General features: G+C 33.5%; 23 protein-coding genes. 9 read left to right on the forward strand and 14 right to left on the reverse strand.

The features are described from left to right. Window positions 1-53: 53 nt before the first annotated feature. From IGI63_RS04890 to IGI63_RS04930, 9 genes are all read right to left on the reverse strand, one after another. Window positions 54-1,604: a hypothetical protein gene (locus IGI63_RS04890; RefSeq protein WP_429975422.1), complete on the reverse strand. Its 1,551-nt coding sequence runs from the start codon at window positions 1,602-1,604 to the stop codon at window positions 54-56. 420 nt (window positions 1,605-2,024) lie between these two features. After that, complete coding sequence (locus IGI63_RS04895) at window positions 2,025-2,789, reverse strand: MBL fold metallo-hydrolase (RefSeq protein WP_429975423.1); 765 nt, start codon at window positions 2,787-2,789, stop codon at window positions 2,025-2,027. A gap of 76 nt (window positions 2,790-2,865) precedes the next feature. Further along, a complete protein-coding gene (locus IGI63_RS04900; RefSeq protein WP_429975424.1) occupies window positions 2,866-3,450 on the reverse strand; it encodes a GNAT family N-acetyltransferase in 585 nt (194 codons plus the stop codon). Between the two features lie 49 nt (window positions 3,451-3,499). Further along, window positions 3,500-4,375: an aminoglycoside 6-adenylyltransferase gene (locus tag IGI63_RS04905; protein ID WP_429975425.1), complete on the reverse strand. Its 876-nt coding sequence runs from the start codon at window positions 4,373-4,375 to the stop codon at window positions 3,500-3,502. 6 nt (window positions 4,376-4,381) lie between these two features. Beyond that, window positions 4,382-4,858, reverse strand: a complete 477-nt coding sequence (locus tag IGI63_RS04910) for a GNAT family N-acetyltransferase (RefSeq protein WP_185327433.1) — start codon at window positions 4,856-4,858, stop codon at window positions 4,382-4,384. 68 nt (window positions 4,859-4,926) lie between these two features. Next, window positions 4,927-5,370: a GrpB family protein gene (locus tag IGI63_RS04915; protein WP_429975426.1), complete on the reverse strand. Its 444-nt coding sequence runs from the start codon at window positions 5,368-5,370 to the stop codon at window positions 4,927-4,929. A 25-nt stretch (window positions 5,371-5,395) separates the two neighbouring features. Beyond that, the gene (locus IGI63_RS04920; RefSeq protein ID WP_429975427.1) at window positions 5,396-5,998 is read right to left on the reverse strand and encodes a pentapeptide repeat-containing protein; all 603 of its coding nucleotides are present in this window, start codon (window positions 5,996-5,998) and stop codon (window positions 5,396-5,398) included. Window positions 5,999-6,097: 99 nt separating this feature from the next. After that, window positions 6,098-7,657 (reverse strand): PucR family transcriptional regulator ligand-binding domain-containing protein, encoded by a 1,560-nt coding sequence (locus IGI63_RS04925; protein WP_429975428.1) that lies wholly within the window; start codon window positions 7,655-7,657, stop codon window positions 6,098-6,100. 5 nt (window positions 7,658-7,662) lie between these two features. Then, on the reverse strand, window positions 7,663-8,712 hold the full coding sequence (locus IGI63_RS04930; RefSeq protein WP_429975429.1) for a CdaR family transcriptional regulator: 1,050 nt from the start codon (window positions 8,710-8,712) through the stop codon (window positions 7,663-7,665). Between the two features lie 198 nt (window positions 8,713-8,910). Between IGI63_RS04930 and IGI63_RS04935 the strand changes: the two genes are divergently transcribed. From IGI63_RS04935 to IGI63_RS04965, 7 genes are all read left to right on the forward strand, one after another. Further along, entirely contained in the window at window positions 8,911-10,017 is a 1,107-nt protein-coding gene (locus tag IGI63_RS04935) for a DUF917 domain-containing protein (RefSeq protein ID WP_429975430.1), read from the forward strand. A gap of 33 nt (window positions 10,018-10,050) precedes the next feature. After that, window positions 10,051-11,271 (forward strand): hypothetical protein, encoded by a 1,221-nt coding sequence (locus IGI63_RS04940; RefSeq protein WP_429975431.1) that lies wholly within the window; start codon window positions 10,051-10,053, stop codon window positions 11,269-11,271. A 22-nt stretch (window positions 11,272-11,293) separates the two neighbouring features. After that, window positions 11,294-12,460 (forward strand): M20 metallopeptidase family protein, encoded by a 1,167-nt coding sequence (locus IGI63_RS04945; RefSeq protein WP_429975432.1) that lies wholly within the window; start codon window positions 11,294-11,296, stop codon window positions 12,458-12,460. Between the two features lie 99 nt (window positions 12,461-12,559). Then, window positions 12,560-13,696 carry a glycerate kinase gene (locus IGI63_RS04950; RefSeq protein WP_429975433.1) on the forward strand — a complete coding sequence of 379 codons (1,137 nt, stop codon included), beginning with the start codon at window positions 12,560-12,562 and terminating at the stop codon, window positions 13,694-13,696. A 113-nt stretch (window positions 13,697-13,809) separates the two neighbouring features. Continuing rightward, window positions 13,810-14,271, forward strand: coding sequence for a hypothetical protein (locus tag IGI63_RS04955; RefSeq protein ID WP_429975434.1), 462 nt, complete (start codon window positions 13,810-13,812; stop codon window positions 14,269-14,271). A gap of 15 nt (window positions 14,272-14,286) precedes the next feature. Continuing rightward, window positions 14,287-14,688: a hypothetical protein gene (locus IGI63_RS04960; RefSeq protein ID WP_194331138.1), complete on the forward strand. Its 402-nt coding sequence runs from the start codon at window positions 14,287-14,289 to the stop codon at window positions 14,686-14,688. A 70-nt stretch (window positions 14,689-14,758) separates the two neighbouring features. Beyond that, window positions 14,759-14,950: a helix-turn-helix domain-containing protein gene (locus tag IGI63_RS04965; RefSeq protein ID WP_429975435.1), complete on the forward strand. Its 192-nt coding sequence runs from the start codon at window positions 14,759-14,761 to the stop codon at window positions 14,948-14,950. A 181-nt stretch (window positions 14,951-15,131) separates the two neighbouring features. Here the strand turns inward: IGI63_RS04965 and IGI63_RS04970 are convergent, their stop codons facing one another. Further along, window positions 15,132-15,560 carry a YjdF family protein gene (locus tag IGI63_RS04970; RefSeq protein ID WP_429975436.1) on the reverse strand — a complete coding sequence of 143 codons (429 nt, stop codon included), beginning with the start codon at window positions 15,558-15,560 and terminating at the stop codon, window positions 15,132-15,134. Between the two features lie 709 nt (window positions 15,561-16,269). Between IGI63_RS04970 and IGI63_RS04975 the strand changes: the two genes are divergently transcribed. Beyond that, complete coding sequence (locus IGI63_RS04975) at window positions 16,270-16,476, forward strand: hypothetical protein (protein ID WP_429975437.1); 207 nt, start codon at window positions 16,270-16,272, stop codon at window positions 16,474-16,476. A 75-nt stretch (window positions 16,477-16,551) separates the two neighbouring features. Continuing rightward, window positions 16,552-17,742 carry a tyrosine-type recombinase/integrase gene (locus tag IGI63_RS04980; protein ID WP_429975438.1) on the forward strand — a complete coding sequence of 397 codons (1,191 nt, stop codon included), beginning with the start codon at window positions 16,552-16,554 and terminating at the stop codon, window positions 17,740-17,742. Between the two features lie 97 nt (window positions 17,743-17,839). Here the strand turns inward: IGI63_RS04980 and sufB are convergent, their stop codons facing one another. The 4 genes from sufB to sufD are packed head-to-tail and all read right to left on the reverse strand — an operon-like array spanning window position 17,840 to window position 22,225. Continuing rightward, window positions 17,840-19,234 (reverse strand): Fe-S cluster assembly protein SufB, encoded by a 1,395-nt coding sequence (gene sufB / locus IGI63_RS04985; protein ID WP_002356769.1) that lies wholly within the window; start codon window positions 19,232-19,234, stop codon window positions 17,840-17,842. 18 nt (window positions 19,235-19,252) lie between these two features. Beyond that, window positions 19,253-19,720 (reverse strand): Fe-S cluster assembly sulfur transfer protein SufU, encoded by a 468-nt coding sequence (gene sufU / locus IGI63_RS04990; protein ID WP_002364431.1) that lies wholly within the window; start codon window positions 19,718-19,720, stop codon window positions 19,253-19,255. After that, entirely contained in the window at window positions 19,707-20,942 is a 1,236-nt protein-coding gene (locus IGI63_RS04995; RefSeq protein WP_002372178.1) for a cysteine desulfurase, read from the reverse strand. The genes sufU and IGI63_RS04995 overlap by 14 nt, the downstream gene beginning before the upstream one ends. After that, window positions 20,939-22,225: a Fe-S cluster assembly protein SufD gene (gene sufD, locus IGI63_RS05000; protein WP_429975439.1), complete on the reverse strand. Its 1,287-nt coding sequence runs from the start codon at window positions 22,223-22,225 to the stop codon at window positions 20,939-20,941. Before sufD ends, IGI63_RS04995 begins: the two co-directional genes overlap by 4 nt. Window position 22,226 lies beyond the last annotated feature (1 nt).

A 22,226-nucleotide genomic window follows, 5' to 3' on the forward strand; every position in this document is an offset into this window, starting at 1 on the left:
CTCCTTTTTAGTTTTTATCCTCTATGATAAGCATATTTTCTGTTTAGCTTTACTTATAAATTTTTACTTATTAAATCATGTAAATAGTTGTCTAGCTTCTTCATCTCTTTGTTATTAGAATAATCATCATACAAATCAAAAACCTTTGAAAACCCACTCCTGAGACTTATACTTATTCCAATATCATTTGGGGGATAAAATCCAAAATTAGGACTTACAAAATAGCCATATTGTTCCAATTCATCAGAATTTAGTGATGAAATTGTCTCAATTAAAGATGTTCTATACTGAATATATTCTATAAATTGTTCCTTTTGGGATATCCAAAGTATTCTCTTTAGATTAAAAATATTCACTATCCACGTGTCTTTATATTCTATATCTAAAAATTCATGAGGTGACTCTGATAAGTTTAAATAATCATCTAGAGTTACTACCACCTTGAGAACTCTAATTTTGGAAGTATCAGATATATCTATTTTTTTCTTCCTTGATTTCTTATCTTTTGAATCATAATAAATAACTGATTTATTGTTAACAATATTCTTCTTTACTCGGTCACATTGCTTACAAGCATGTTTTATTATTTTGTTAAAGTGTCTATTTAACCTATTAACAGCCTGATCTTTATTTCTATATACTTCCTTGAAATCTTGTGCTTTACATTCAACAGCTAAAACTATGTCTCCACATCTAACAAAAATATCTTGTTCGTTTCCTTGCTCATCAAAATATTTTTTGAAGACGGACTCTTCTCCGAAAAAATCTACAAAAATCTCTTCTACGTAATCTTCCAAAATATCTCCCTTAACATTATTTGACTCTTCATTTTCTATTAAATGTCTCAATATATTTTCAAAAATGAATTGGCTTTGAGGTATAAAATAACCGTTTTCAAATGCTATTCCAATTTTTCCTTTAAAAATCTTAGGAATATCTGTTGGATAAACTTCATCTGGATTTATTTCTGAGCTATCCATGAATAAACCTGAAAGAATTTCAGTAGGCGGTTTGCCACTAAAAATTTTATTCATCTGTTCTCTATCTATCCAATCGTTAGTTAAACCTACTATTTCACCATTAAAATTCTGCCTAGTGTCCGAAGTGAAAAATAATAATAGTTTACTGATATCGTAGATTGAAAAACCATATATTTTTTTTGCTAATTCTTCAAAAATCGAGAACATTTCTAGGTAATCACCAGCCGAGATAGATGGATAATGAAAATGAAAATTTAAAAACGTAGAAAAAAATTCACCTTCAGAATCTAACATCTGTTGTGTTTGTTGGTTAGTGTATAATTCATGAAACTTCATAACAAACATTCTAAACACCAATATTTCCTCACTAATCTCCTTATTATGCCAAAAATACATAAAATACTTTTTTTTGAAAGGGTATGACATAAATAGTAAAGCTAGATTAGTTGTTAATTTTAATGAAAGATACCCATCTTCTAAGTTCATCTTTCTTTGAAAAATAAGTTGATTGAAAATTACTGATCTTTTGTCTATCGGAATGTTCAAATAATAGATTTTAGATACTTGTAAAAGATTTTCAATAGTTTCGCACTCTGTTATACGCTCTTTAATAGACTTTCTCATTCGAAAAATACTTCCCTTATCTTTATATTAACACTCTAAGCTTAACAAAAATTACTAAATATTCAAGATAATAGTTATTCGTCAAAATTATGAAAGAGCATCTCAATTTAATTATTTTTAGTCGTTACAATTATTTTTCATAAAAATGTTCTTAATATCATAGAGATTAGCTACCTTAATATTAAAACTAAAGAAGATGAGACTCTATAAAGTTCTTAGAATCTCATCTTCCATGGGTGACTCAAAAATATAGCTCGATCCATTCAAGTCTACTTAAAAATTTTCTCAAAAGATAGTCTACATTCTGATCTATTTTTTCTGAAAGTGACTTTCTTCAAACTGTTCTGATGGAGTTATTATCATTTCTAAATTTAATTGTTGAGCCGATATATATACTTACCTATTTCTTTTCCTCCAAAGTTAGATTTCAATCTGAAAGTTCTCGAAAGTAAATAGCCCTCCACCGTGATGGAGTTTACCTTTTTCTTCAATTTCTGAAAAACCTTCCCAAACATCTGCAATTAAAGAAGTTGGTATTTCTAACTTGTGATGTGAAGAGAGTATCTTCTTTACGTCAAGCTTTCTAATTTTATCAATGGATTGTTTGTAGGCCACTGGATCGCTGGTAGGGAAAAATGCAGTTAATTTATCCATGTATATCAAATCTCCCGTATACAGCCATTCACGATCTGCTTCATATAAGCAAATATGACCAGGGGAATGTCCTGGTGTGTGAATGACTTTAAGTTGACGATTCCCTAAATCAATCTCATCCCCATCTTTTAAAATCATCGTTGGCATTCCTTGGAAAATTGTATAATTTTCTAAATTGAAACTTTTCGGTTGTTCAAAAGGGATTTCAATTACTAAGCTTTTGATATAATCTAACGATAAAGGAAACTCCCCATTTAACCAAGGTACTTCAGTTTCATAAAGATAAAATTCATCAAATTCTTTTAATCCTCCGATATGATCCCAATGTGTATGTGTAGGAATCGCAACAATAGGCTTATCAGTCAACCTATCTGTTATTTCTTTAATATTAGAAATTCCCATACCTGTATCAATCAGTACACACTTTTGCTCTCCTATAATTAAGTAACAATGCGTTTCTTCCCAATGCTTATATTCACTGATTGCAAATGTATCCTCTGAAATTTTTTCTACTGTAAACCAATTTTCCATTTTTTATTCACTCCTATATAACTATTTATTTAGGACTCTACTTTTTAAAATATTTTTTCAGCAAACCATTAATTCATTAGTCTAAGCTTGTTTCAATAAAATGTTCAGGATACTTATTCCAATACTCCATATAAACTCTATCCTGTTTATTGTCAAAATTTAATTGATACATACGAAAAGTGACAACTATATTTTTAGGCTGCCATAATTCTTGATAGGAATACTGATATTTCAAGCCAATTTTCTCCATGACTTTTCCACTGCCAATATTATGAATATCATGTGTAGCAGTAATAAAGTTCATATCCGTAGATTTCAAAAAATCAAGAACGGCTTCACTTGCTTCAGTGACAATCCCTTGCCCCCAAAACGCTTGCATTAACCCATAACCAAAATCATGGCTATCCTCTCCACTTACTGCCACATAACCAATTGGTGTATTATTTTCTTTCAGACAAATAGCAAAATAATAGCCTTTTTCTTCTTCATATTTAGGCAAAATATGCTTGTGATAAAATTCAATTGCTTGGTTTTTCGTTTCTAATGGGTACCAAGGCAAATACTTATTTACTTTTTCATCCGAAAAAATAGAAAATAACGCCTGTATATCTGTCTCATTAACCTCAAAATGTCGAAGTATTAACCTTTTTGTTTCAATCATAACGTTTAGTTCTCCCTTTCAGAAAATAAATTCTTCACTAGTTACCTATCTAAAAGTAACTCGCTAATTCTTCCTCATCCTTACTAATCAAATAGTTTCTTGGTATGTAAGAATAGTCTGTATAGTCAAATGACATTCTATCAGACAGTATTTTTTCAACCTTTACTTCTAGCATTTTCATAATTTTTAAAGAGCTAATCATACTTTCAAAATCTGTAGTATTAAACGTTTGTTGCAGAAGATTCAAATTTTTTGGTGATAGAAAGTTGGTAATATTTGTAAATTCTTTTCCATAATTTTTATCAAACCCATTATCTAATGCTACTTGCCATGTCAGCATTTGAATCAACTGTTCTCTAGTATAGTTAAGATATTTTTGGGCTAGTAAATAATTGTTTCTAGCTACACTTTTTAAGGTATTTAAAAACTGCCACCAAAACTCTTTGATACACTCTTTAATCACTTCGCTAGATGGATATCTTAATAAGTAGTCCGCATCTGAGGGAACCATTTCTTCTTTTATTCTATTTGTCTTGTCACAAATTAGTTTAGTTAAGCTATCTGATTTTAAATACTCTTCTAGATAATCAAGCTCATAAAAACTCATATCAATTCTATTCCCATCAACAAACTGAATCAGATAACTATACCTTTTACCATCTGATTCATCTTTGAAAAGTTCTAAATTGAATGGATTAAATGGTTCAGTCATCAATAGTATTTCTCCAAAATTTTTTTTTATAAACTCTGAATTTCCTTTATATTTAGCGCTATTATTTGTAAAAAAAGCAACATCAAAATCCTTAAACTTATCATCTGGAATATTAACATTGATTTTAGAACCATTCATCAGAAAAACAAGTAAATCGTCACTCTGATAAAAAAAGGTTTCTAATAAATCCATTATGTCTTTTTCACTTCTCAATCCGTTTCACCTCATAACTAATTTCTTTACCATGCGATAATTGACTAGATTTTCACCATTTCGTTGATTGTCTTGTTTTCTGATCACTTCTAAACCCATTTTTGTGAAAAATGGAACTGCCGTTATTGAAGCATCTGTATAAATAGACTCTGCCTTTTCTAGCACTGCATACTTCTCTAGTTCATTGTAAATTAAGCGACCTACACCCTGATGGATCATAGCATGAGAAACATAGAATAAATCGAGATCCCCCTCGCTTGTTATATTACCAAATCCCACTAAAGTTTCTTCTTTAATAGCCAATAAACAATAGCTACTTGTTAGCGTTCCATGCCACAAATCAAAATCAGGATTACTTTGAATCCACTCATTTAATTCAGCTTGACTATAGTCTTTTCTGTTTACTCTTTGAATCGTACTATTAAACAATGTTACAATAGCTGGCAAATACTTGCGATTATATCTAACCAAACAAATAGTCATTTTATTCACCCCTTATTTCAGCAACCCACAACGTTGATAGATTTCGGAAATTACGACACCCTTCATATCTAAATATCCTTCAATATCAGTGGAAACTTTTTCGCTGCTGCTCGTTTTATCTCACCATACTTCTGGCAATCAGGTTGATTATTTCTAAGATGATCTCTAAAAGTAACATGACGGTTTAATTCTACAGAATTCTTTGGACATACATAAATATGGTGCTCCATAAATTGATTTTTTTGATCAATTTCATAAGAAAAAGCTTCCCGCTCCGTAATACCTAAATCCCCTTCATACTCATACCCTAAAGATGTCAATCCAGATTTTACAGCCTCAAATTTACTGTAATCCTCAATCACAATATCAATGTCAATAATTGGTTTGGCACACAAGCCTTCAACTGAAGTACTTCCGACATGTTCAATTCGAATAATATCTGTTTTGATTTTTTCAAATTCCTTTGCCCAAACCTCACTATAATTAGCGACGACAACATTCTCTACTCGCATTATCCTACTCCCCACCTTATAAAGATTAAACGACATTCACTCCAAGTTCCTCAAAAAATGTCATTGCTTGTTCTTTAGTAATTGTCATTCCACTTATAAGATCCATAGAAAACAATAAATCACTCAATTTCAAATTACTAAAATTCAAGCCATCAAGTTTAGTGTATAAAAAATTATTTTTGGACAATAGACACTTTGTTAACGATAACTCCTTATGTTTTATCCTAATAAACTCAACTTCTATTAATTGACAATCTTCGTACTTAGTAAAAATGAAGTTAGACTTGTTAAACAGTGCTCGCTTAAAATTTGAAGATATAAATTGAATACCATCAAATTCTGATTGTGTAAAATCGACTTCATCTAGATCACAATCAACTATTGAAATATTATTAAAAGATGAATTCGAAAAGTTCACATGTCTAAATGTGCAGTTAATAAAAGTGATATTGGTAAAATTGGAATGTGTCATTTTCACATTTGTAAGTTCAACATTTTCAAATTTCACTTCATTCAACTCTATTTTAGAAAAAGAAATATCTGAAACATTGCAACCACTTAAACAAGAGTTTATTACACAGTTCTCCTCTAAACTTATCCTAAACTGTTCCAAATTTACCACTTTCATATCAGCCACTCCTTCATGAGACAACTAGATCATTCATTATCTCAATCAATCAAAAAAAAGTAACTAACTTTAAGGTTAAATATCTGCTTCTATTTTTGTTTATTTAGTAAAATGGATAACTCTATATAGTCCTACCGCTAAATAAATTGGAAATATATTTGATGTGTGACGTATATCATACCCTAATAAATTATTCAATGATTTAAGTCGATATTTTACTGTTCCTTTATGCACATCTAGCAGATTTGCTGCCTTATTCACTATTAAGTCTGTATCTAATAATAATGTTTGTAAAGTCAATAACAACTCATCTCTTCGCTCTTCTTTTTCATCTAACAATAGAGCGATTGGATATAAGAAATCATCTAGATTTTGCTTTTCTCCTTCAATGATTTCACTACATTTTTCTATAAAATCTAAGTCTATTGAGGTGTACATTTGTTTGTGCGGAAAAATAATTTCAAAATAATTTCTATGCTCACTATAGGCTTGTTTTTGTCTTCTTGATTCATCGAAGTTAAATTTTTCTAATTGCCTATAAAATTTATAGTTCCCATACTCCATCAATTCATCATTAACAATTCCAAGCAATTCAAGGTAATCAAATTTAATCTTCTCATCCCCTAAAAAGAAATAGGTATGTTCACCTTCAGATGAGACGATCACAATCTTATAGTATTGCTTTAAAAGCAAAGAAATTTTTTCAACTTGTGGAATAGGTTGATCCAACTTCGTAATGATCCAAAATTTTTCTATTGCACTAAGGTCTATATTAAAATATTTTGCTAATCGTTGTCTTTTAACAATGTGATCATTCAATAAACTACTTCCAAGCTCATCTATAGTTGGTCGTTTAAATTTAAAATACATTGAAAAAATTTGAAGTATTTCTGTTATTTCTAAAACAATCTGTTCGTCAATATTCCCATACTCATTTTTAATATACATATATCTGATCTCAGATTCTTCAAATAATATTTGCTTATAATAACTATTTATCCCTTGAAAATCAGTATTAATAGGGGATTCATGATTATTTATCTGTTGTAACTCTATCTCTGAACTTAATGGCCACGAAGCAGAGAATGCAACTTCATCACTTAAAGTAATTAGAGCAATAGAATAATGATATTTATTACTAATTAATCTCAAAAGATAGTCTCCATTCTGGTCAGATTTCTCAGAAAGTGCCATTCTTTTTATTATCTCTTTAGAAAATAACCCGATTTTTTTACTATCTCTGTGCAACAAACCTTGCACATCACTAATCACTTCACCATAAAGAATAATCTTGTTTTTCTGCATAACTAACAATGGAAACCCCAATTGATTCGCTAAATCAATTAGTTGTGAATCAATTTCTTTCATAACAAGACCTTCATAAAAAATAATAAGTCCACTTGCTCCTGCTTTTGAAAGCCCTCTAATACACTCACACTGTTCATTAATTTTTTCTGGATTGTTAATAAATCCTGTGATAAGAATCTCATCCACTCTAAAAGATGCGTGATTAAAATACATATTCTTGAGGACTTTAGGATCTGTTGATTCTAAAACTGAGATTGAGGAAACCACTTTAGTTTTTCCCTCGTCTCCCCCAATTAATCTGGTATGTTTCATAGAAGGCAACGCCAAAAGGTCTTTCACCCTAACTGTCATAATACTTACTCTCCTTCACTATATGATTTTCTTTCATACTGAAAAAAATAATAAGAAATAATCAAAAAAATGAGATCAAAATATTTTTTAGGATCTAAACCATAACATTCATGAATCTGTTCCAATCGATATTTCAACGTATTCCTATGAATAAACAATTCCGAAGAAGTTATATTCATATTTCCATTATTTCTAATATAGGTCTTTAAAGTCTTTATCAACATTCTTCCTCGTTCTGTAGCATACTCTTCTTTAAACTTCTCTGTATATTCTTCCATATCTAGATTACTTTTAAGTAATTGATCAATATTTCGAATCTCTCCGTACCTAGAATATTGCCATCCAAAGATCTTATTCAATTTCGCAGTTACTAAGGCTTGATTAACAGACTTACTTAGCACTTCATTTTGTTCACCAATACCTAATAACGTTAATTTTTTTTCAGTAAAGTGTTTTGTTAATTTTTGCTCAGTCCTTTTTTTATTACTAATTAACAGTACATGTTCAACCGATATTTTGACCAAAAATTCATCCTTTTCCAGCAAAAAATTGATTTCTTTTTCACTTTTAATGATAAATGCTTTGTAAGAATCATCTATATGAATACCCATACGTTCACTTTCTAAAATGAAGCTAGTGTCATATTGAGTGGTTCTCGCCCATTGTTGTAAGAAAGACTCCAGACGTAGTGTTTGCTTTTGTTCTTGATTAATCTGGTTTTTTTGAATTAATAATAATTCCGCAATACTTTTTACAAGTGGTGCCAAAGATGTTACAAACATCGGATTACCAGTAATTCCGATAACTCCTACGATTTCTCCATTAAAATAAAATGGTGTATTTACGCCACTTAATTCGGATTGACTGTTGGAGTAAACAATTTGTTCTTTTTTTATATTTACCGCTTTTAACGCACCATCATGCTCTTCGTTAATGCCTTTATCATCACCACTAGCAATAATAATTCCATCTTTATTCATAATATTTATATTATAGGGGATCTCAAGCATGACCTTATCTACAATCATTTGAGCTAGAGACTTACTTAATTCCATAAATACATCTCCTTTGTGCATATGTACAAAAACCTTGCATTTTATTTTACTTTTAACGCATAGATATCATAGACAATAGTAACATATAATTGATTCATATTAAATATAAAGCGCATTCAAATAAATAGAAGGATTTGACATATGCACAAATCGCTAGTGTGTATCATAATCAATTATTCTTCTTAAGGAGGTGAAAAAATGTATAAGATAGAAAATTTAGACGAGTTGTTTGATTTTGTATATGGATGTTCTCTGTTTGGTTGTGGAGGTGGCGGCTCCCCTTCTATCGGAACTGAACTTTTAACAGCTTCTTTTAAAAAGCAATCAACATTAACCTATTATGATATTGATTATTTTGATGATGAAGATTGGATATGTACAGCTTTTTATATGGGATCAATTGCACCACAATCTGAAATAGAAAAAGAAAAAATGATAGGTAGAGGACAAACACAGAGAAAGAACGAGTTTTTCTTAGAAGAATCAATTCTTGAACTCGAAAAGGAATTAGGAGTGACCTTTTCAGCCATTATTGCTGAAGAACTTGGTGGTATAAATGCCGTAGCACCTTTCGCTGCCGCAACTAATCTTAATAAAAAATTTATTGATGGAGACTTTGCTGGAAGAGCTGTTCCTGAAGCAGCGGCCATCTATCCTAGAATATTAGATTTAAAGATGTGTCCAGTTGCTTGTTGTGATGTTTGGGGAAATAAAACCATCATTCGAGAAAGTCATAGCTACGAATTAGTAGAAGTAATTGGAAAAATGCTGAGTGTCCCAGCTGGAGAGCCAATTGGCTTAGCTGGGTTTGCAATGCAAATTAAGGATGCTAAAAGAGCATTATCAAGAAACACATTATCAAAAGCACAAAATATTGGAAAATTACTCAGAGAGACCGATTTAAACAAACATAGCTTTCCAGAACTTTTTAGTCGTATTGTCAATGGAAAATGGATTTTTTCAGGGACCGTAAATAAAATGAAATGGAAAAATGAAGATGGTTATATGATTGGGAGTTACTATTTACAAGGTAGCAATCAATTTTCAAACCATCAGTTAAAAATGTGGTTTAAAAATGAAAATCATATTGCTTGGATTGATGACGAAGTTCAAGTAACAAGCCCAGACTTACTTCAAATACTTGATTCAAAATCTGGACTACCTGTAACAAACGATGATTTGGTTGACGGACAAACTCTCGATGTAGTTGCTATTCCAAATGAAAAATATAGGACTACATCAGGTATCAATTTACTTGGTCCGAAACACTTTGGCTTTCCAGAAATAACTTATAAACCTTTCTAAAACACGGAAAAGATAAACACTAAGGAGAATAAAATGGAACTTTTACAACAACCAATTTTTTGTCTATTAATTATTATTGCCATTTATGCACTAGGAGATTTCATCAGTACAACTACTAAGGCTTGGATTCCCTCTGTAGTAGTTGTTGCAACACTGTTTCTTATTGGTTTTTGGACAATCCTTCCAAAAGATATTATTGATCGTGCTGGTATTGGTGCCCCGCTTGGAGGAATTGTTGTCATCATGCTTGCCATCGCTCATTTAGGAACGACAATCAGCTTTCAAGAACTCAAGTTACAATGGAAGTCAGTTATAGTAAGCTTAGCTGGTCTTCTTGGTATGGTTATCGTTGTCTGGGGAATTGGTGGATTATTTTTAGATAAGAACTACTTAATAGTTGGTATTCCATCTATCACTGGTGGCGTTGTTTCAGCAACGTTAATGCAAGAAGCTGCCTCATCATTAGGTTTAACCAAACCAGCTTTACTTGCAATTTGTATTTATGTCATGCAAGGATTTGCTGGCTATCCTCTATCAACCATATTTTTAAAAAGAGAAGCTCGTAGAATTCTTAAAGAGACTTCTAATCTATCAAAAAGCACAACACAAAAAGAAGAAGTACTTCAAAAAAATAGAGAACCGCTAACAAAAAAAATATTTCCAAGTATTCCTGATAAATATTACACTACCGCTTTATCTTTAACTAAAATGTGCGTCATATGTATACTAGCCTACACTATTCAAACGCTCACTACATCTTGGGGCGCCTTTAAGCTAAATCAAGCAGTAGTCGTATTAATTCTTTCAATTTTCGCAACTAAAATTGGCTTTTTAGAAGAAAATATTTTAAAGAAAAATGGTACCTATCACTTTATCATGTTAGTTTTATTAATTTCTGTATTTGCAGGTTTAAATGTCGCTACCCCTCAAATGTTACTTGAATTAGCATTCCCTTTAATTGTCATAATCGTATTGGGAGTTATTGGGGGCATTCTAGGTGCTGGTATTGCTAGAAAAATCATCGGTGTTAGTTTTGATATGTCAAGTTCCATTATACTTGTTGCAATTTATGGAGGATTTCCTCAAAACTATATTCTAACGGAAGAAGCTTCAAAAGCTGTCAGCAATTCAAAAGAGGAACAAGAATATCTAATGGATACAATGGTGCCACAAATGTTAGTTGGAGGATTTGCTTCTGTAACAATCACTTCAGTTATTATTTCGGGTATTTTCACATCATTTTTAATTGGATAAAACAAACAAAGGAGAATAACAAATGAATGTAATGAATTTAGCTAAAGAAAACAAAAATTATACAATTGGGTTAAGACGTCATTTTCACCAATACCCTGAAACAGGTTGGGAAGAATTTGAAACACAAAAAAGAATAAAGCAAGAACTTGATACTCTTAATATTCCTTATGTAGAAGTTCTTGGAACTGGATTAGTCGCAACTTTACGTGGCAAAAAAGACCATCCAATAATTGGTTTAAGAACAGATATTGATGCATTACCAGTCATAGAAGATACTGGATTACCTTTTGCTTCAAAATATGAGGGAAAAAGTCATGCTTGCGGACATGATGGGCACATGGCAATGTTATTAACAACAGCTAAAATTTTATCCGAAAATAAGGACAAGCTAAACTGCACAGTCAAATTTATCTTTCAACCAGCTGAAGAACTCGCAGCTGGAGCAAAAGAATTTGCTAAACAACCAGAAGTGCAAGATATTGATAACTTCATGGCAATTCACATTTGGTCTCCTATTCCAGTTGGTAAAATTTCTGTACAAGCTGGACCAAGAATGTCCTCATGCGATATGTTTTATCTCACTATTAAGGGAGAAAGTGGCCATGGAGCATTTCCAGACACCGCAATCGATCCAATTCCATGTGCAGCAGCATTAGTCAGCAATTTACAAACAATTGTCAGTAGAGAAATTGCTCCGACTGAGCCTGCTGTGGTTAGTGTCTGTTCCTTGAATGCAGGTAACAAATTTAATGTCATTCCTGGTGAGGCAAAGCTTTCTGGAACAACAAGAAGTTTTTCGCCTGAAGTTCACGCTATGATCCCAGAGGCAATGGAAAGAATCATTAGCAATACCTGTAACGCATTCCGAACAACTTATGATTTTGAGTATGTTAGAGGAACACTACCTGTAATAAACGAAGTAAATAGCAGTCGACGTGCTGAAGCTGCGGTGAGAAATACCCTTGGAGAGGATGCTCTTATTGACTATCCAAAATTCACAGGAGCAGAGGATTTTTCGTATTTTATGCAAAATAAACCTGGATACCTTGCTTTTGTTGGTGGTGGTAAAATTGATGGTCCTGTCTATCCCCATCACCATGAAAAATTCGATATCGATGAACAAGGATTAGTTAACGGAGTGGCCTTATTCGTACAATACGTATTGGAAACACAAGATGACTTAAAATAAGTAAAATCTAGTTTCTCACTATCCATGAATTGCAATCAAAATTCATGGATATTTGGGAAATTATAGGATAAATTATTCATTATAGAAAGGTAGATTCTCTTGAAAAAAATAATATTAATGCCTGATTCCTTTAAGGGAACCATGTCTTCTATTGAAGTATCTAAAATTATGGAAAATGAAATCAAAAAGGTATATCATGATGCCTCTATCCTAGCTTATCCTATTGCAGATGGTGGCGAAGGAACGATTGATTGTTTTCTAAAAGCCAAAAAAGGTCATCTAAAAAAAATGTGGGTTAGTGATCCATACGGAGAATCTATTGAAGCCGAATTAGGTCTTTTAGAGAACGGAGATGTCATTATAGAGGTTGCTTCATGCATAGGATTACCACTTACTGAAGATAAACCTATTCCAGGTATTGCAACTTCTTTTGGTGTAGGTGAACAAATAAAAGCAGCTTTGAATAGTCCCACTACGAAAAGAATCATTATTGGATTGGGTGGAAGCTCCACCACTGACGGAGGTTGTGGAATTGCTGCCGCTTTAGGAGTGAAATTTACTGACAGTGAAGGAAAGGAATTTATTCCTGTTGGAGAAACCTTAATAAACATAAAAAATATTGATATTTCTGGACTAAATCCTCAAGTTGCAAAAAAACAAATTATTGCAATGTGTGATGTAGAAAATTCATTATACGGTTCTAAAGGAGCAGCCTTTATTTTTGGACCGCAAAAAGGTGCTGACTTAGATTTAATAAAAAAAATTGATGCTGGATTAAGAAATCTTTCTAGTGTAGTGTTAAACGATCTTGAAATTGATATTTCTCAATTAACCGGTGGCGGTGCTGCTGGTGGTATCGGAGCTGGCTTATACGCATTTCTTGGCGCTAAATTACAACCAGGTATCGACACAATCTTAGAAACACTTCAAGTCGAGAAAGAACTCTCCAATACAGATTTAATCATCACTGGAGAAGGCAAAATTGATTCTCAAAGTATTGAAGGAAAAGTCATTTCTGGTATTGCAAGAATGGCAAAAAAAAATCAAGTACCTGCCATTGCTGTCGTTGGTGATATTGGTGAAAATATAGAATCGCTTTATGATACTGGTATCAGTGGTATTTTTAGTATTAATAGAGTGGCAAAAGATTTTCAAATTACTAAGAAAAACAGTAAAGCCGATTTAAGTCTAACAATCTATAATTTATTTCATTTTATTAAAACTATCTCTTCATAAAATACTACCGTATTAAAAAAGACTCTCGCAAAAAACTATCAAAAATTAATTGATAGTTTTTTTGTTGTTATTTGACAACTTTAAAACCTCTTATTAGTAAAGAGGTGATTATTTTGAATCTGTTAGAGGAAAAAAGAACTTTGATGAAGCTGATTGTTGAATTAATCCATGAAAGAAAAGCAATCACTAGTCTTTATGAAGCCATCGAAAACCGATTAAACCGGATAGAAGAAATAGAAAACACTATTTCTGAAGGACAATCATATACTAAAACAACTATCATTCCAAAAAAAGAAATTGATCGCGCAAAATTTAACGATCAAAAAATAAAACCTTCTTCTATCCCCTACGACATTATTTCTAAAGATATTTGCTACATCCTGAAAACTTCTGGCATACCGATGAATGGCTCACAAATACATTCTGCTATCACTAAAAATCTACATTTCAATTTAGATTACAAAAATCTAGTAAATAACATTTTACCAAAAATGGTGAAAGACAATAGCTTGCCTATTGAAAAAGTTCATAGAGGTTTTTGGCAGTATAGGCGAGCAGAAAAGACACAAAGGTAAAGGGGATAGTTAAACATGGCAAATACTCCAAGTGACAACAAACTGAAGAAATATATTCACATTGGCATACACTATCATGCAAACAATTATTATAGAAAAAAGAGTAACTATTCTACTAGATCAATCCTTACTGATTTCCAAGATATCACCCCTGATTCTTTTTACACTGACAACTATTTTAATCTTAGTAATATGTCAGTAATTGATTTGAAAAATCTTGAAGAATATTTTGAAGATGAAATGCTTATAACAGCAATTAAACGACTTAATCTAAAAGAAAAAAAGTTCTTACTAGAAAAATATGTTGTAAAAAAAAGCGACACTGAACTTGCTAAAGAAAAGAAATTATCTCAACAGGCGATTTCAATTTACAAAAAAAGATTATTAAAAAAATTAAAGGGGTTAATGAAAAGCTAACCTCCTATTAATATATATACGACCTCCTCCCTTGAAAATTAATCAAAAATTTTTAAGGGAGGAATAAAATATGGAAACTCTCACTACTTTAGCACTTAGAGCCCAGCAAGGAGATAATAAAGCGATGGTTTATTTGTACGAACAGTTTCAACCTTTATTACTAAAAGAATCTACCCGCTATGGTGAACTTGATTTAGATTGCTACCAAGAATTATCAGAGCGTTTTATCAGGTTGATACTTGATTTCGAAGTGTATTACTAATAATAGACAAACTTAAACTTTTCAAATAAACATAAAACTCGTATGAAACTGCTACCTAAGAAAGGAGCCTCATACGAGTTTTATTTGGTCTTCTTATAAATTTTTCTATGATATTGCTTTTAAATCAAACAATTTATATCATATTTTTTAGAACATTAAAAAGTATCAATTAATATAAAGCTTAATGACCTCTTTTTTTCTGAAGTTTCTTTTCTTGCTTTAACAGAAATTGCTCTCTTTTCATCTGCTCTTTTCGTTCTTTAGAATTCTTCCTTTTAATCAGCTTAAATTGTTCTTGAGCTTCTTTCATAGACTGCTGCGCTTTAGTACATAAAATTGGTTTCTTTTTTTGTCTATTAATTTCGCGCTGCATTTTCTTAGGATTCTTTTTTTTCTCTTTTTTGACGCTAATCTTATTAGAAGATTTTTTCAACTTTTGATCGTTTAGATAGATTACATGATCCATTTGATTTACGATGAACTCTTCAACTTCTGAAACTTTAGGTTCTGCACCAAATAGGTATTTACAAGCTCTGTAATCTCCTTCTACACCTTCATATTCAATAAGACCACACCAATAACTACCATCGAAATAAATTGTTAACTTCATGACGATGCCCTCCTTTTAGTTAATACAGGAAAAGGACAACCCGGAGGGGCAGGATACTAATATGAATGTCTTCATACTTATGGACTACCGACCATAATGTGATTTTATTCCTGATTTCATTTTACACGACATTTTAATTTTAGTAAACATTTGCAGAATACATCTAGTTAACATGAATTTAAAATGTTGTTATTTCTTGCCCTGCAAACCTCTTATTAGTATATGGCTAAAACTGGTTCTTTGAAAATTGAATAACTTATTCAAATACATTTTTGATTACAATAAGCTAGGCAAACAAATTCGCAATGACTTTGAAAAAACGAGCGATTACTTTTTGATTTGTCCTCTTCATTTAGGAAATTGAAGAAGCCAAGATTTGTATTCAATATAATGATACTCCTACCTTGAACGCTTCACGGCATTGGGTAGCTTCTCCAAGTTTGAGTTGAGGTGAGATTCCTGTGGACTTTCCTAAGTCGTTTGAATAGGTAAGAACAATATTTCTAAACAATTCTCTTTTCCAAAATTAGTATAGGAAAAAAATGCTGCAAGTATTATAATCAAGATATGGTATTTGATTCTAGCTCGCAGCATTTTGAGGCAAATACTATATATAAAAGAAAGGATGGCTGCTAAATTTATATTTTTTTATGATGATGTATAAATAAGTATAGTAACTAGACTATTGTCTAAAGAAAGGTAAGATCGTATGAATATGCCTGATAAAACATCGCTAATTCTTGGAAGATATGTTAACCAGCAGACTCTAATGAGAGAATTGCATATTGGCTATGACACATTAAAAACACTTCGTTTAAATGGATTAGAAGTAATTATTATTGGTAGGCAACATTTGTATGATCTTGAAGATATAAAAAATATTTTCAATCAATTAAAAAATGATTCACCTGATTAAAGCCTCAACTATTAAAATCTTACTAAAAATAAAAATATCCTAATCCAAATTATGAATTAGGAAGGAAGATTTTATATGTCTGTTTCTTTTAAACAATATACTAAATATAATCAGAAACTTTGGAAACTCCAATGCTATCTTGGAAAAACTGAATTTGGAGAAGAAGTTCGTACTACCAGAAGTGGCTTCAAAACAAAGAAAGAAGCACAACAATTTTACCGACAGTTACAACTTGATTTTGATAAAAATACGTTAAAAATGGGCGGTAATATTACTTTTAAAGAACTTTATGAGGAATTCATTGAACAATATCGATTGAAAGTCAAGCCATCTACTATCATGATTACAAGAAGAGCTATTGAAGATCATGCACTTGAATACTTCGGAAATAAAATGCTTAAAGACATTTCAGTACGCTTTTGTACTCAAGTCAATCGTCGCTGGATAAGAGATGGTTATAAACAAGCCTATTACTTCCGTCGAGCAGTTGCACAAATTCTACAGTACGGTGTACAACAAGAACTCATCAATGAGAACCCTATGCGAAAAACTGAGCCTATCAAGCGTCAAGAAATTGATGAACATTTAGTTGCTACAGAAACAATGACAGTTTATACGCCAAAAGAATTAGCCATTTTCTTAGATTTCTGTAAAAAACATGGCAATATGAAAATCGAAACTTATTTTCGTGTTTTATCTTATACTGGTGCTAGAAAATCGGAAATACTCGCTCTCGAATGGAATAATATTAACTTTGAAAACAATAAATTAACTATCAGCAAAACACTGGCAGAAGTTGAATATGATCCAACATCTAAAAAAACAAAAGTGGCTAGCCAAAGTGCTAAAACAAATGCTGGTAAAAGAACCATTTCAATTGATTTAGAAACAATGACAATGTTACAAGAATGGAGAAAGAGACAACAATTTGAATTCAGTGTCTTAGGAATTAAATCAACAAATAAACATCAACTAGTCTTTCCGAACAAAGAGAACCATTTTTGTCGTCCTGGACAGCCTAATGATTGGTATGATGTTATTGCAACTAAGTATAAGTTAAAGCGTATTACACTTCATGAATTTAGAAAGACACATGTCTCACTTTGCGCGATGGCTGATATGAACTTAGAGGATATTATGTACCGAGTTGGACATAAAGATTCGAAGATGACTCGTCAGGTCTATAACTACTTCTATCCAGAAAGAGAGGAACGTAGTGCGGATCAATTTGCTAAATTTATTGAAAAAGAGAAATATCTCTTTTAATCTCCGTTGTAGTTAGTTTTGTAGTTAGTTTGCTTTTTCGAAAAAAAGAAGCACCAGAAACATTGATAAATCAACGTTTCTAGCGCTAAAAAACGGGTTACCCTACACTGCCTTCCATCTCATAACTAATCAACCGATTCAACTCAACCGCATATTCCATCGGTAATTCTTTCGTAAATGGTTCAACAAAGCCCATAACAATCATTTCTGTCGCTTCGGCTTCAGATAAGCCGCGACTCATTAGATAATATAATTGTTCTTCAGAAATTTTTGAAACTTTGGCTTCGTGTTCTAAGGACACTTGGCTGTTATGGATTTCGTTAAACGGAATCGTATCTGATTTTGATTTTTCGTCCATGATAATCGTGTCGCATTCGATGTGGGAAATCGAGCCTGCGCTGTCTTTTCCAAAAGTCACTTGGCCACGGTAGTTAACTTCGCCGCCGTCTTTAGCAATTGATTTTGAAACAATTGAGCTAGAGGTATTCGGCGCATTGTGAATCATTTTGGCCCCAGTATCTTGGATTTGGTTAGCGCCAGCAAAGGCAATCGATAACATCGTGCCACGGGCACCTTTGCCATCTAAGTAAACGCTTGGGTATTTCATGGTTGTTTTAGCTCCTAGGTTCCCATCAATCCATTCGACAGTGGCACCTTCGTAAGCTTTAGCACGTTTGGTTACTAAGTTGTAGACGTTATCTGACCAGTTTTGAATAGTGGTATAACGACAATAGGCATCTTTTCTAGTGAAAATTTCTACGATGGCCGCATGCAAGCTGTTACTTGAATACGTGGGTGCCGTACAGCCTTCAACATAGTGAACGCTGGCCCCTTCATCGACAATAATCAAGGTCCGTTCAAATTGGCCGGTATTTTCAGCGTTGATTCGGAAATATGTTTGTAATGGTACATCAACTCGAACACCTTTTGGTACATAAATAAAGGTTCCACCTGACCAAACAGCTGAGTTTAAAGCGGCCAGTTTATTATCTGTTGGCGGCACAAGTTTTGAAAAATACTCTTTGAATAAGTCAGGATATTCTTTTAAAGCAGAGTCAGTATCTGTAAAAATGATGCCTAATTTTTCAAATTCTTCTTTCATGTTGTGGTAAACAACTTCTGATTCATATTGAGCAGAAGCCCCAGCTAGATAAGCACGCTCAGCTTCGGGAATCCCAATTTTTTCAAAGGTTTCTTTGATTTTATCAGGTACATCATCCCAATCGCGTGCGGGTTTGTCACTCGGTTTTTGGTAATATTTAATTTTACTAAAGTCAATATCTGACAGGTCTGGACCCCATTCTTGCATGGGCATTTTATTGAATTGTTCTAACGATTTTAAACGGAAGTCAAGCATCCATTCTGGTTCGCCTTTCACGCGAGAAATTTCGCGAACGACGTCTTCGGTTAGGCCGTCTCCGGTACTAAAGACTGGTTCCACATCGTCGTGAAAGCCAAATTTATATTCTTCTAATTCAGGTACTGTACTCAATTCGTCGTCACCCTTTCTTTATTTTTCACAATGTAAATGACCGGCTTCGCCTTGGCCGTTATTAGCAACAGCCTGCTCTAAGGCTTTCCAAGCCAGGGTTGCACATTTAATCCGAGCTGGAAATTTAGCTACGCCGCTTAACATTGCTGCATCGCCTAATTTTTCATCTTCGGCCACTTCATTTCCTTGAACAAGTTGAGAGAAATCCTCTGCTAAGGCCGTTGCTTCGGCGATTGTTTTTCCTAAGACCGCATCAGTCATCATACTAGCACTGGCTGTACTGATGGAACAGCCACTTCCTTGAAAGGCGATATCTTTAATCACACCGTCTTCAATGGCCACATCCAGTTCAATCACATCTCCACAAGTAGGATTATTCAGTTCAATTGTTTGGCTAGACACATCTAGCGTTCCGTGGTGATGTGGGTGGCTAGAATGGTCCAAAATGACTTGGCGATATAAGTTATCTAATTTAGAAAGTGCCATGCTGGAAAAACTCCTTTGTCGCTTTAATCGCTTCAACTAAGCGATCTGCGTCTTCTTTGGTATTGTATAAATAAAAACTTGCCCGTGCAGTTGCTGGCACGCTCAGATAGTTTAATAGCGGTTGCGCGCAATGGTGACCCGCTCTGACAGCGACCCCTTCCATATCTAACGCCGTAGCCACATCATGTGGATGTAAACCTTCAATATTAAAAGCAATCACACCTGTGTGGTCTTTTGGATTCTGTGGACCATAAATCGTCAAGCCCTCGATAGCTTGCAACTTCGGCAAAACATAGTGAACAAGGGCTGCTTCATGTTGATGAATGGCCTCTAAACCAATTTCAGTTAAATAATCAATGGCGGCACCTAAGGCAATTGCCCCAGCAATATTAGGTGTGCCAGCTTCAAATTTCCAAGGAAGCTCTTTCCAAGTACTTTCTTGAAGATGAACAAAGTCAATCATTTCGCCACCAAATTCCACAGGTTCCATTTGTTCCAATAAATGACGTTTGCCATAAAGGACACCAATTCCAGTTGGTCCACACATTTTGTGACCACTAAATGCATAAAAATCAGCATCGATGGCTTGAACGTCCACAGGCATATGAGGAACTGCTTGCGCGCCGTCTACCACCATCACAGCGCCATTTTGATGAGCTAATTGTGTTAATTCTTCGATTGGATTAATGACCCCTAACACATTTGAAACATGAGCAATCGAAACAATTTTCGTTTTTTCTGTAATTTGTTGACGTGCACTTGCCATGTCTAAAAAGCCGTCTTCAGTGACGTCTATATACTTCAAAATGGCCCCTGTACGTTGGGCTAATTGTTGCCAGGGAATAATGTTTGAATGATGTTCCATGTAAGATATGACGATTTCATCCCCGGCTGTAACTGCCAAGTCACCATAACTTTTGGCAATCCAATTCAAACTGGTTGTTGTTCCTCGTGTAAATAAAACTTCCGCTGTTTCTTTGGCATGGATAAATTGGCGAACCTTTTCGCGGGAGGCCTCATAGTCCTTCGTTGCTCGTTCGGCTAACGTGTGCACCCCACGGTGAACATTGGCATTATCGGTTTCATAATAATGTCGTAAAACATCTAACACTGCCGTTGGTTTTTGGGTTGTTGCAGCATTGTCTAAATAAACTAGCGGTTCATCATTAACTTCTTGAAATAAAATAGGAAACGATTGACGAATGGTTGCTGCATCCATCATGCGTTTAACTTCCCTTCGATTACTTCTACAAATTCATTTTGTACTTCTTTAACTGGAATTGCTGTAATGACAGAACCTAGGAAGCCACGAATCACCAAACGTTCCGCTTCTTCTTTACGCAAGCCGCGGCTCATTAAATAATACATTTCTTCTGGATCTACTCGACCAACGCTGGCTGCGTGTCCGGCAGTCACTTCATTTTCATCAATTAAAAGAATTGGATTGGCATCACCACGAGCTTTATCAGACAGCATTAAAACACGACTTTCTTGCTGTGCGTCGGCTCCTTTTGCTCCTTTTAAAATGTGGCCAATTCCGTTAAACGTTAAAGTACCACGTTCACGAATAACTCCATGTTGTAAAATATGACCAATTGAATGTGGCGCTTTATTTGTCACTCGTGTGTCGATGCCTTGTGTTTGTTTACCTGCACTAATTGCAACAACTTTAACTTCTGAATGAGCGCCTTCGCCAACTAAATCAGAATCAAAATCAGCAACAACATCGCCATCATTCATGACGCCTAGAGCCCAATCAACAGAGGCATCCCGCATAATATAGCCACGACGATTCATATAAGTCGTTACAGTTTGCCCTAATTGATCCACGGCTGAGTATTTAACTTTTGCGCCATCTTTCGCAATCACTTCCACAACGATATTTCCAGAAGCTTTCTCTGCGTGATGACCAGTTGATTGAAAACGTTCTAAATAACTGAATTCACTATGATTATCTGCAACGATTAAAACATGTTTAAAGAAAGGTTGGTTGCTATCTGAATCCTGAATAAACAAAGATTCAATGGGCTCTTCAATCACTACGTTTTTAGGAACGTATAAGAAAACGCCACTATTCATGAAAGCTGCATGAGCTGCTGTCAGCTTATCTTCTTCTGGTAATACGGCTTTAGTCATATAGTATTCTTTAATTAATTCTGGGTGCTCTTGTAAAGCAGTAAAAATGTCTGTAAAAATTACCCCTTGTTCCGCTAATGAGGCTGGCAATTGCTCAAAAGCATGAAAAGATCCTTGTTGAACAATTAAAGGATTGTCTTTCATTTGATCAAAACTTGCGACATTTCCTTCAGAAGGCACATAACTTTCCATGTGAACATTTAATAAAGGCCAACGATGAAATTTCACACGATCAATATGTGGTAACTCACTTTCGTCAGCGTTTTTTAAAGCCGTTGTTCGCAATTCAGTCATCCAAGCTGGTTCTTCATGTTCTAGTGAAAAAGCGGTGACTTCGTCAAGATAATCCATTAGATTTACTTTTTTCATT

Source organism: Enterococcus sp. DIV0086 (assembly GCF_050498705.1).
Classification (GTDB): domain Bacteria; phylum Bacillota; class Bacilli; order Lactobacillales; family Enterococcaceae; genus Enterococcus; species Enterococcus faecalis.

What these genes read in the sequence shown, in the direction of transcription:
- IGI63_RS04940 (WP_429975431.1), top strand. Translation starts at nt 10,051, where the DNA reads ATGGAACTTTTACAACAACCAATTTTTTGTCTATTAATTATTATTGCC.
- IGI63_RS04960 (WP_194331138.1), top strand. Translation starts at nt 14,287, where the DNA reads ATGGCAAATACTCCAAGTGACAACAAACTGAAGAAATATATTCACATT.
- IGI63_RS04930 (WP_429975429.1), bottom strand. Translation starts at nt 8,712, where the DNA reads ATGGAATTAAGTAAGTCTCTAGCTCAAATGATTGTAGATAAGGTCATG.
- IGI63_RS04945 (WP_429975432.1), top strand. Translation starts at nt 11,294, where the DNA reads ATGAATGTAATGAATTTAGCTAAAGAAAACAAAAATTATACAATTGGG.
- IGI63_RS04915 (WP_429975426.1), bottom strand. Translation starts at nt 5,370, where the DNA reads ATGCGAGTAGAGAATGTTGTCGTCGCTAATTATAGTGAGGTTTGGGCA.
- IGI63_RS04995 (WP_002372178.1), bottom strand. Translation starts at nt 20,942, where the DNA reads ATGATGGATGCAGCAACCATTCGTCAATCGTTTCCTATTTTATTTCAA.
- IGI63_RS04900 (WP_429975424.1), bottom strand. Translation starts at nt 3,450, where the DNA reads ATGATTGAAACAAAAAGGTTAATACTTCGACATTTTGAGGTTAATGAG.
- IGI63_RS04975 (WP_429975437.1), top strand. Translation starts at nt 16,270, where the DNA reads ATGAATATGCCTGATAAAACATCGCTAATTCTTGGAAGATATGTTAAC.
- IGI63_RS04935 (WP_429975430.1), top strand. Translation starts at nt 8,911, where the DNA reads ATGTATAAGATAGAAAATTTAGACGAGTTGTTTGATTTTGTATATGGA.
- IGI63_RS04965 (WP_429975435.1), top strand. Translation starts at nt 14,759, where the DNA reads ATGGAAACTCTCACTACTTTAGCACTTAGAGCCCAGCAAGGAGATAAT.
- IGI63_RS04890 (WP_429975422.1), bottom strand. Translation starts at nt 1,604, where the DNA reads ATGAGAAAGTCTATTAAAGAGCGTATAACAGAGTGCGAAACTATTGAA.
- IGI63_RS04925 (WP_429975428.1), bottom strand. Translation starts at nt 7,657, where the DNA reads ATGACAGTTAGGGTGAAAGACCTTTTGGCGTTGCCTTCTATGAAACAT.
- sufU (WP_002364431.1), bottom strand. Translation starts at nt 19,720, where the DNA reads ATGGCACTTTCTAAATTAGATAACTTATATCGCCAAGTCATTTTGGAC.
- sufD (WP_429975439.1), bottom strand. Translation starts at nt 22,225, where the DNA reads ATGAAAAAAGTAAATCTAATGGATTATCTTGACGAAGTCACCGCTTTT.
- IGI63_RS04910 (WP_185327433.1), bottom strand. Translation starts at nt 4,858, where the DNA reads ATGACTATTTGTTTGGTTAGATATAATCGCAAGTATTTGCCAGCTATT.
- IGI63_RS04970 (WP_429975436.1), bottom strand. Translation starts at nt 15,560, where the DNA reads ATGAAGTTAACAATTTATTTCGATGGTAGTTATTGGTGTGGTCTTATT.
- IGI63_RS04920 (WP_429975427.1), bottom strand. Translation starts at nt 5,998, where the DNA reads ATGAAAGTGGTAAATTTGGAACAGTTTAGGATAAGTTTAGAGGAGAAC.
- IGI63_RS04895 (WP_429975423.1), bottom strand. Translation starts at nt 2,789, where the DNA reads ATGGAAAATTGGTTTACAGTAGAAAAAATTTCAGAGGATACATTTGCA.
- IGI63_RS04980 (WP_429975438.1), top strand. Translation starts at nt 16,552, where the DNA reads ATGTCTGTTTCTTTTAAACAATATACTAAATATAATCAGAAACTTTGG.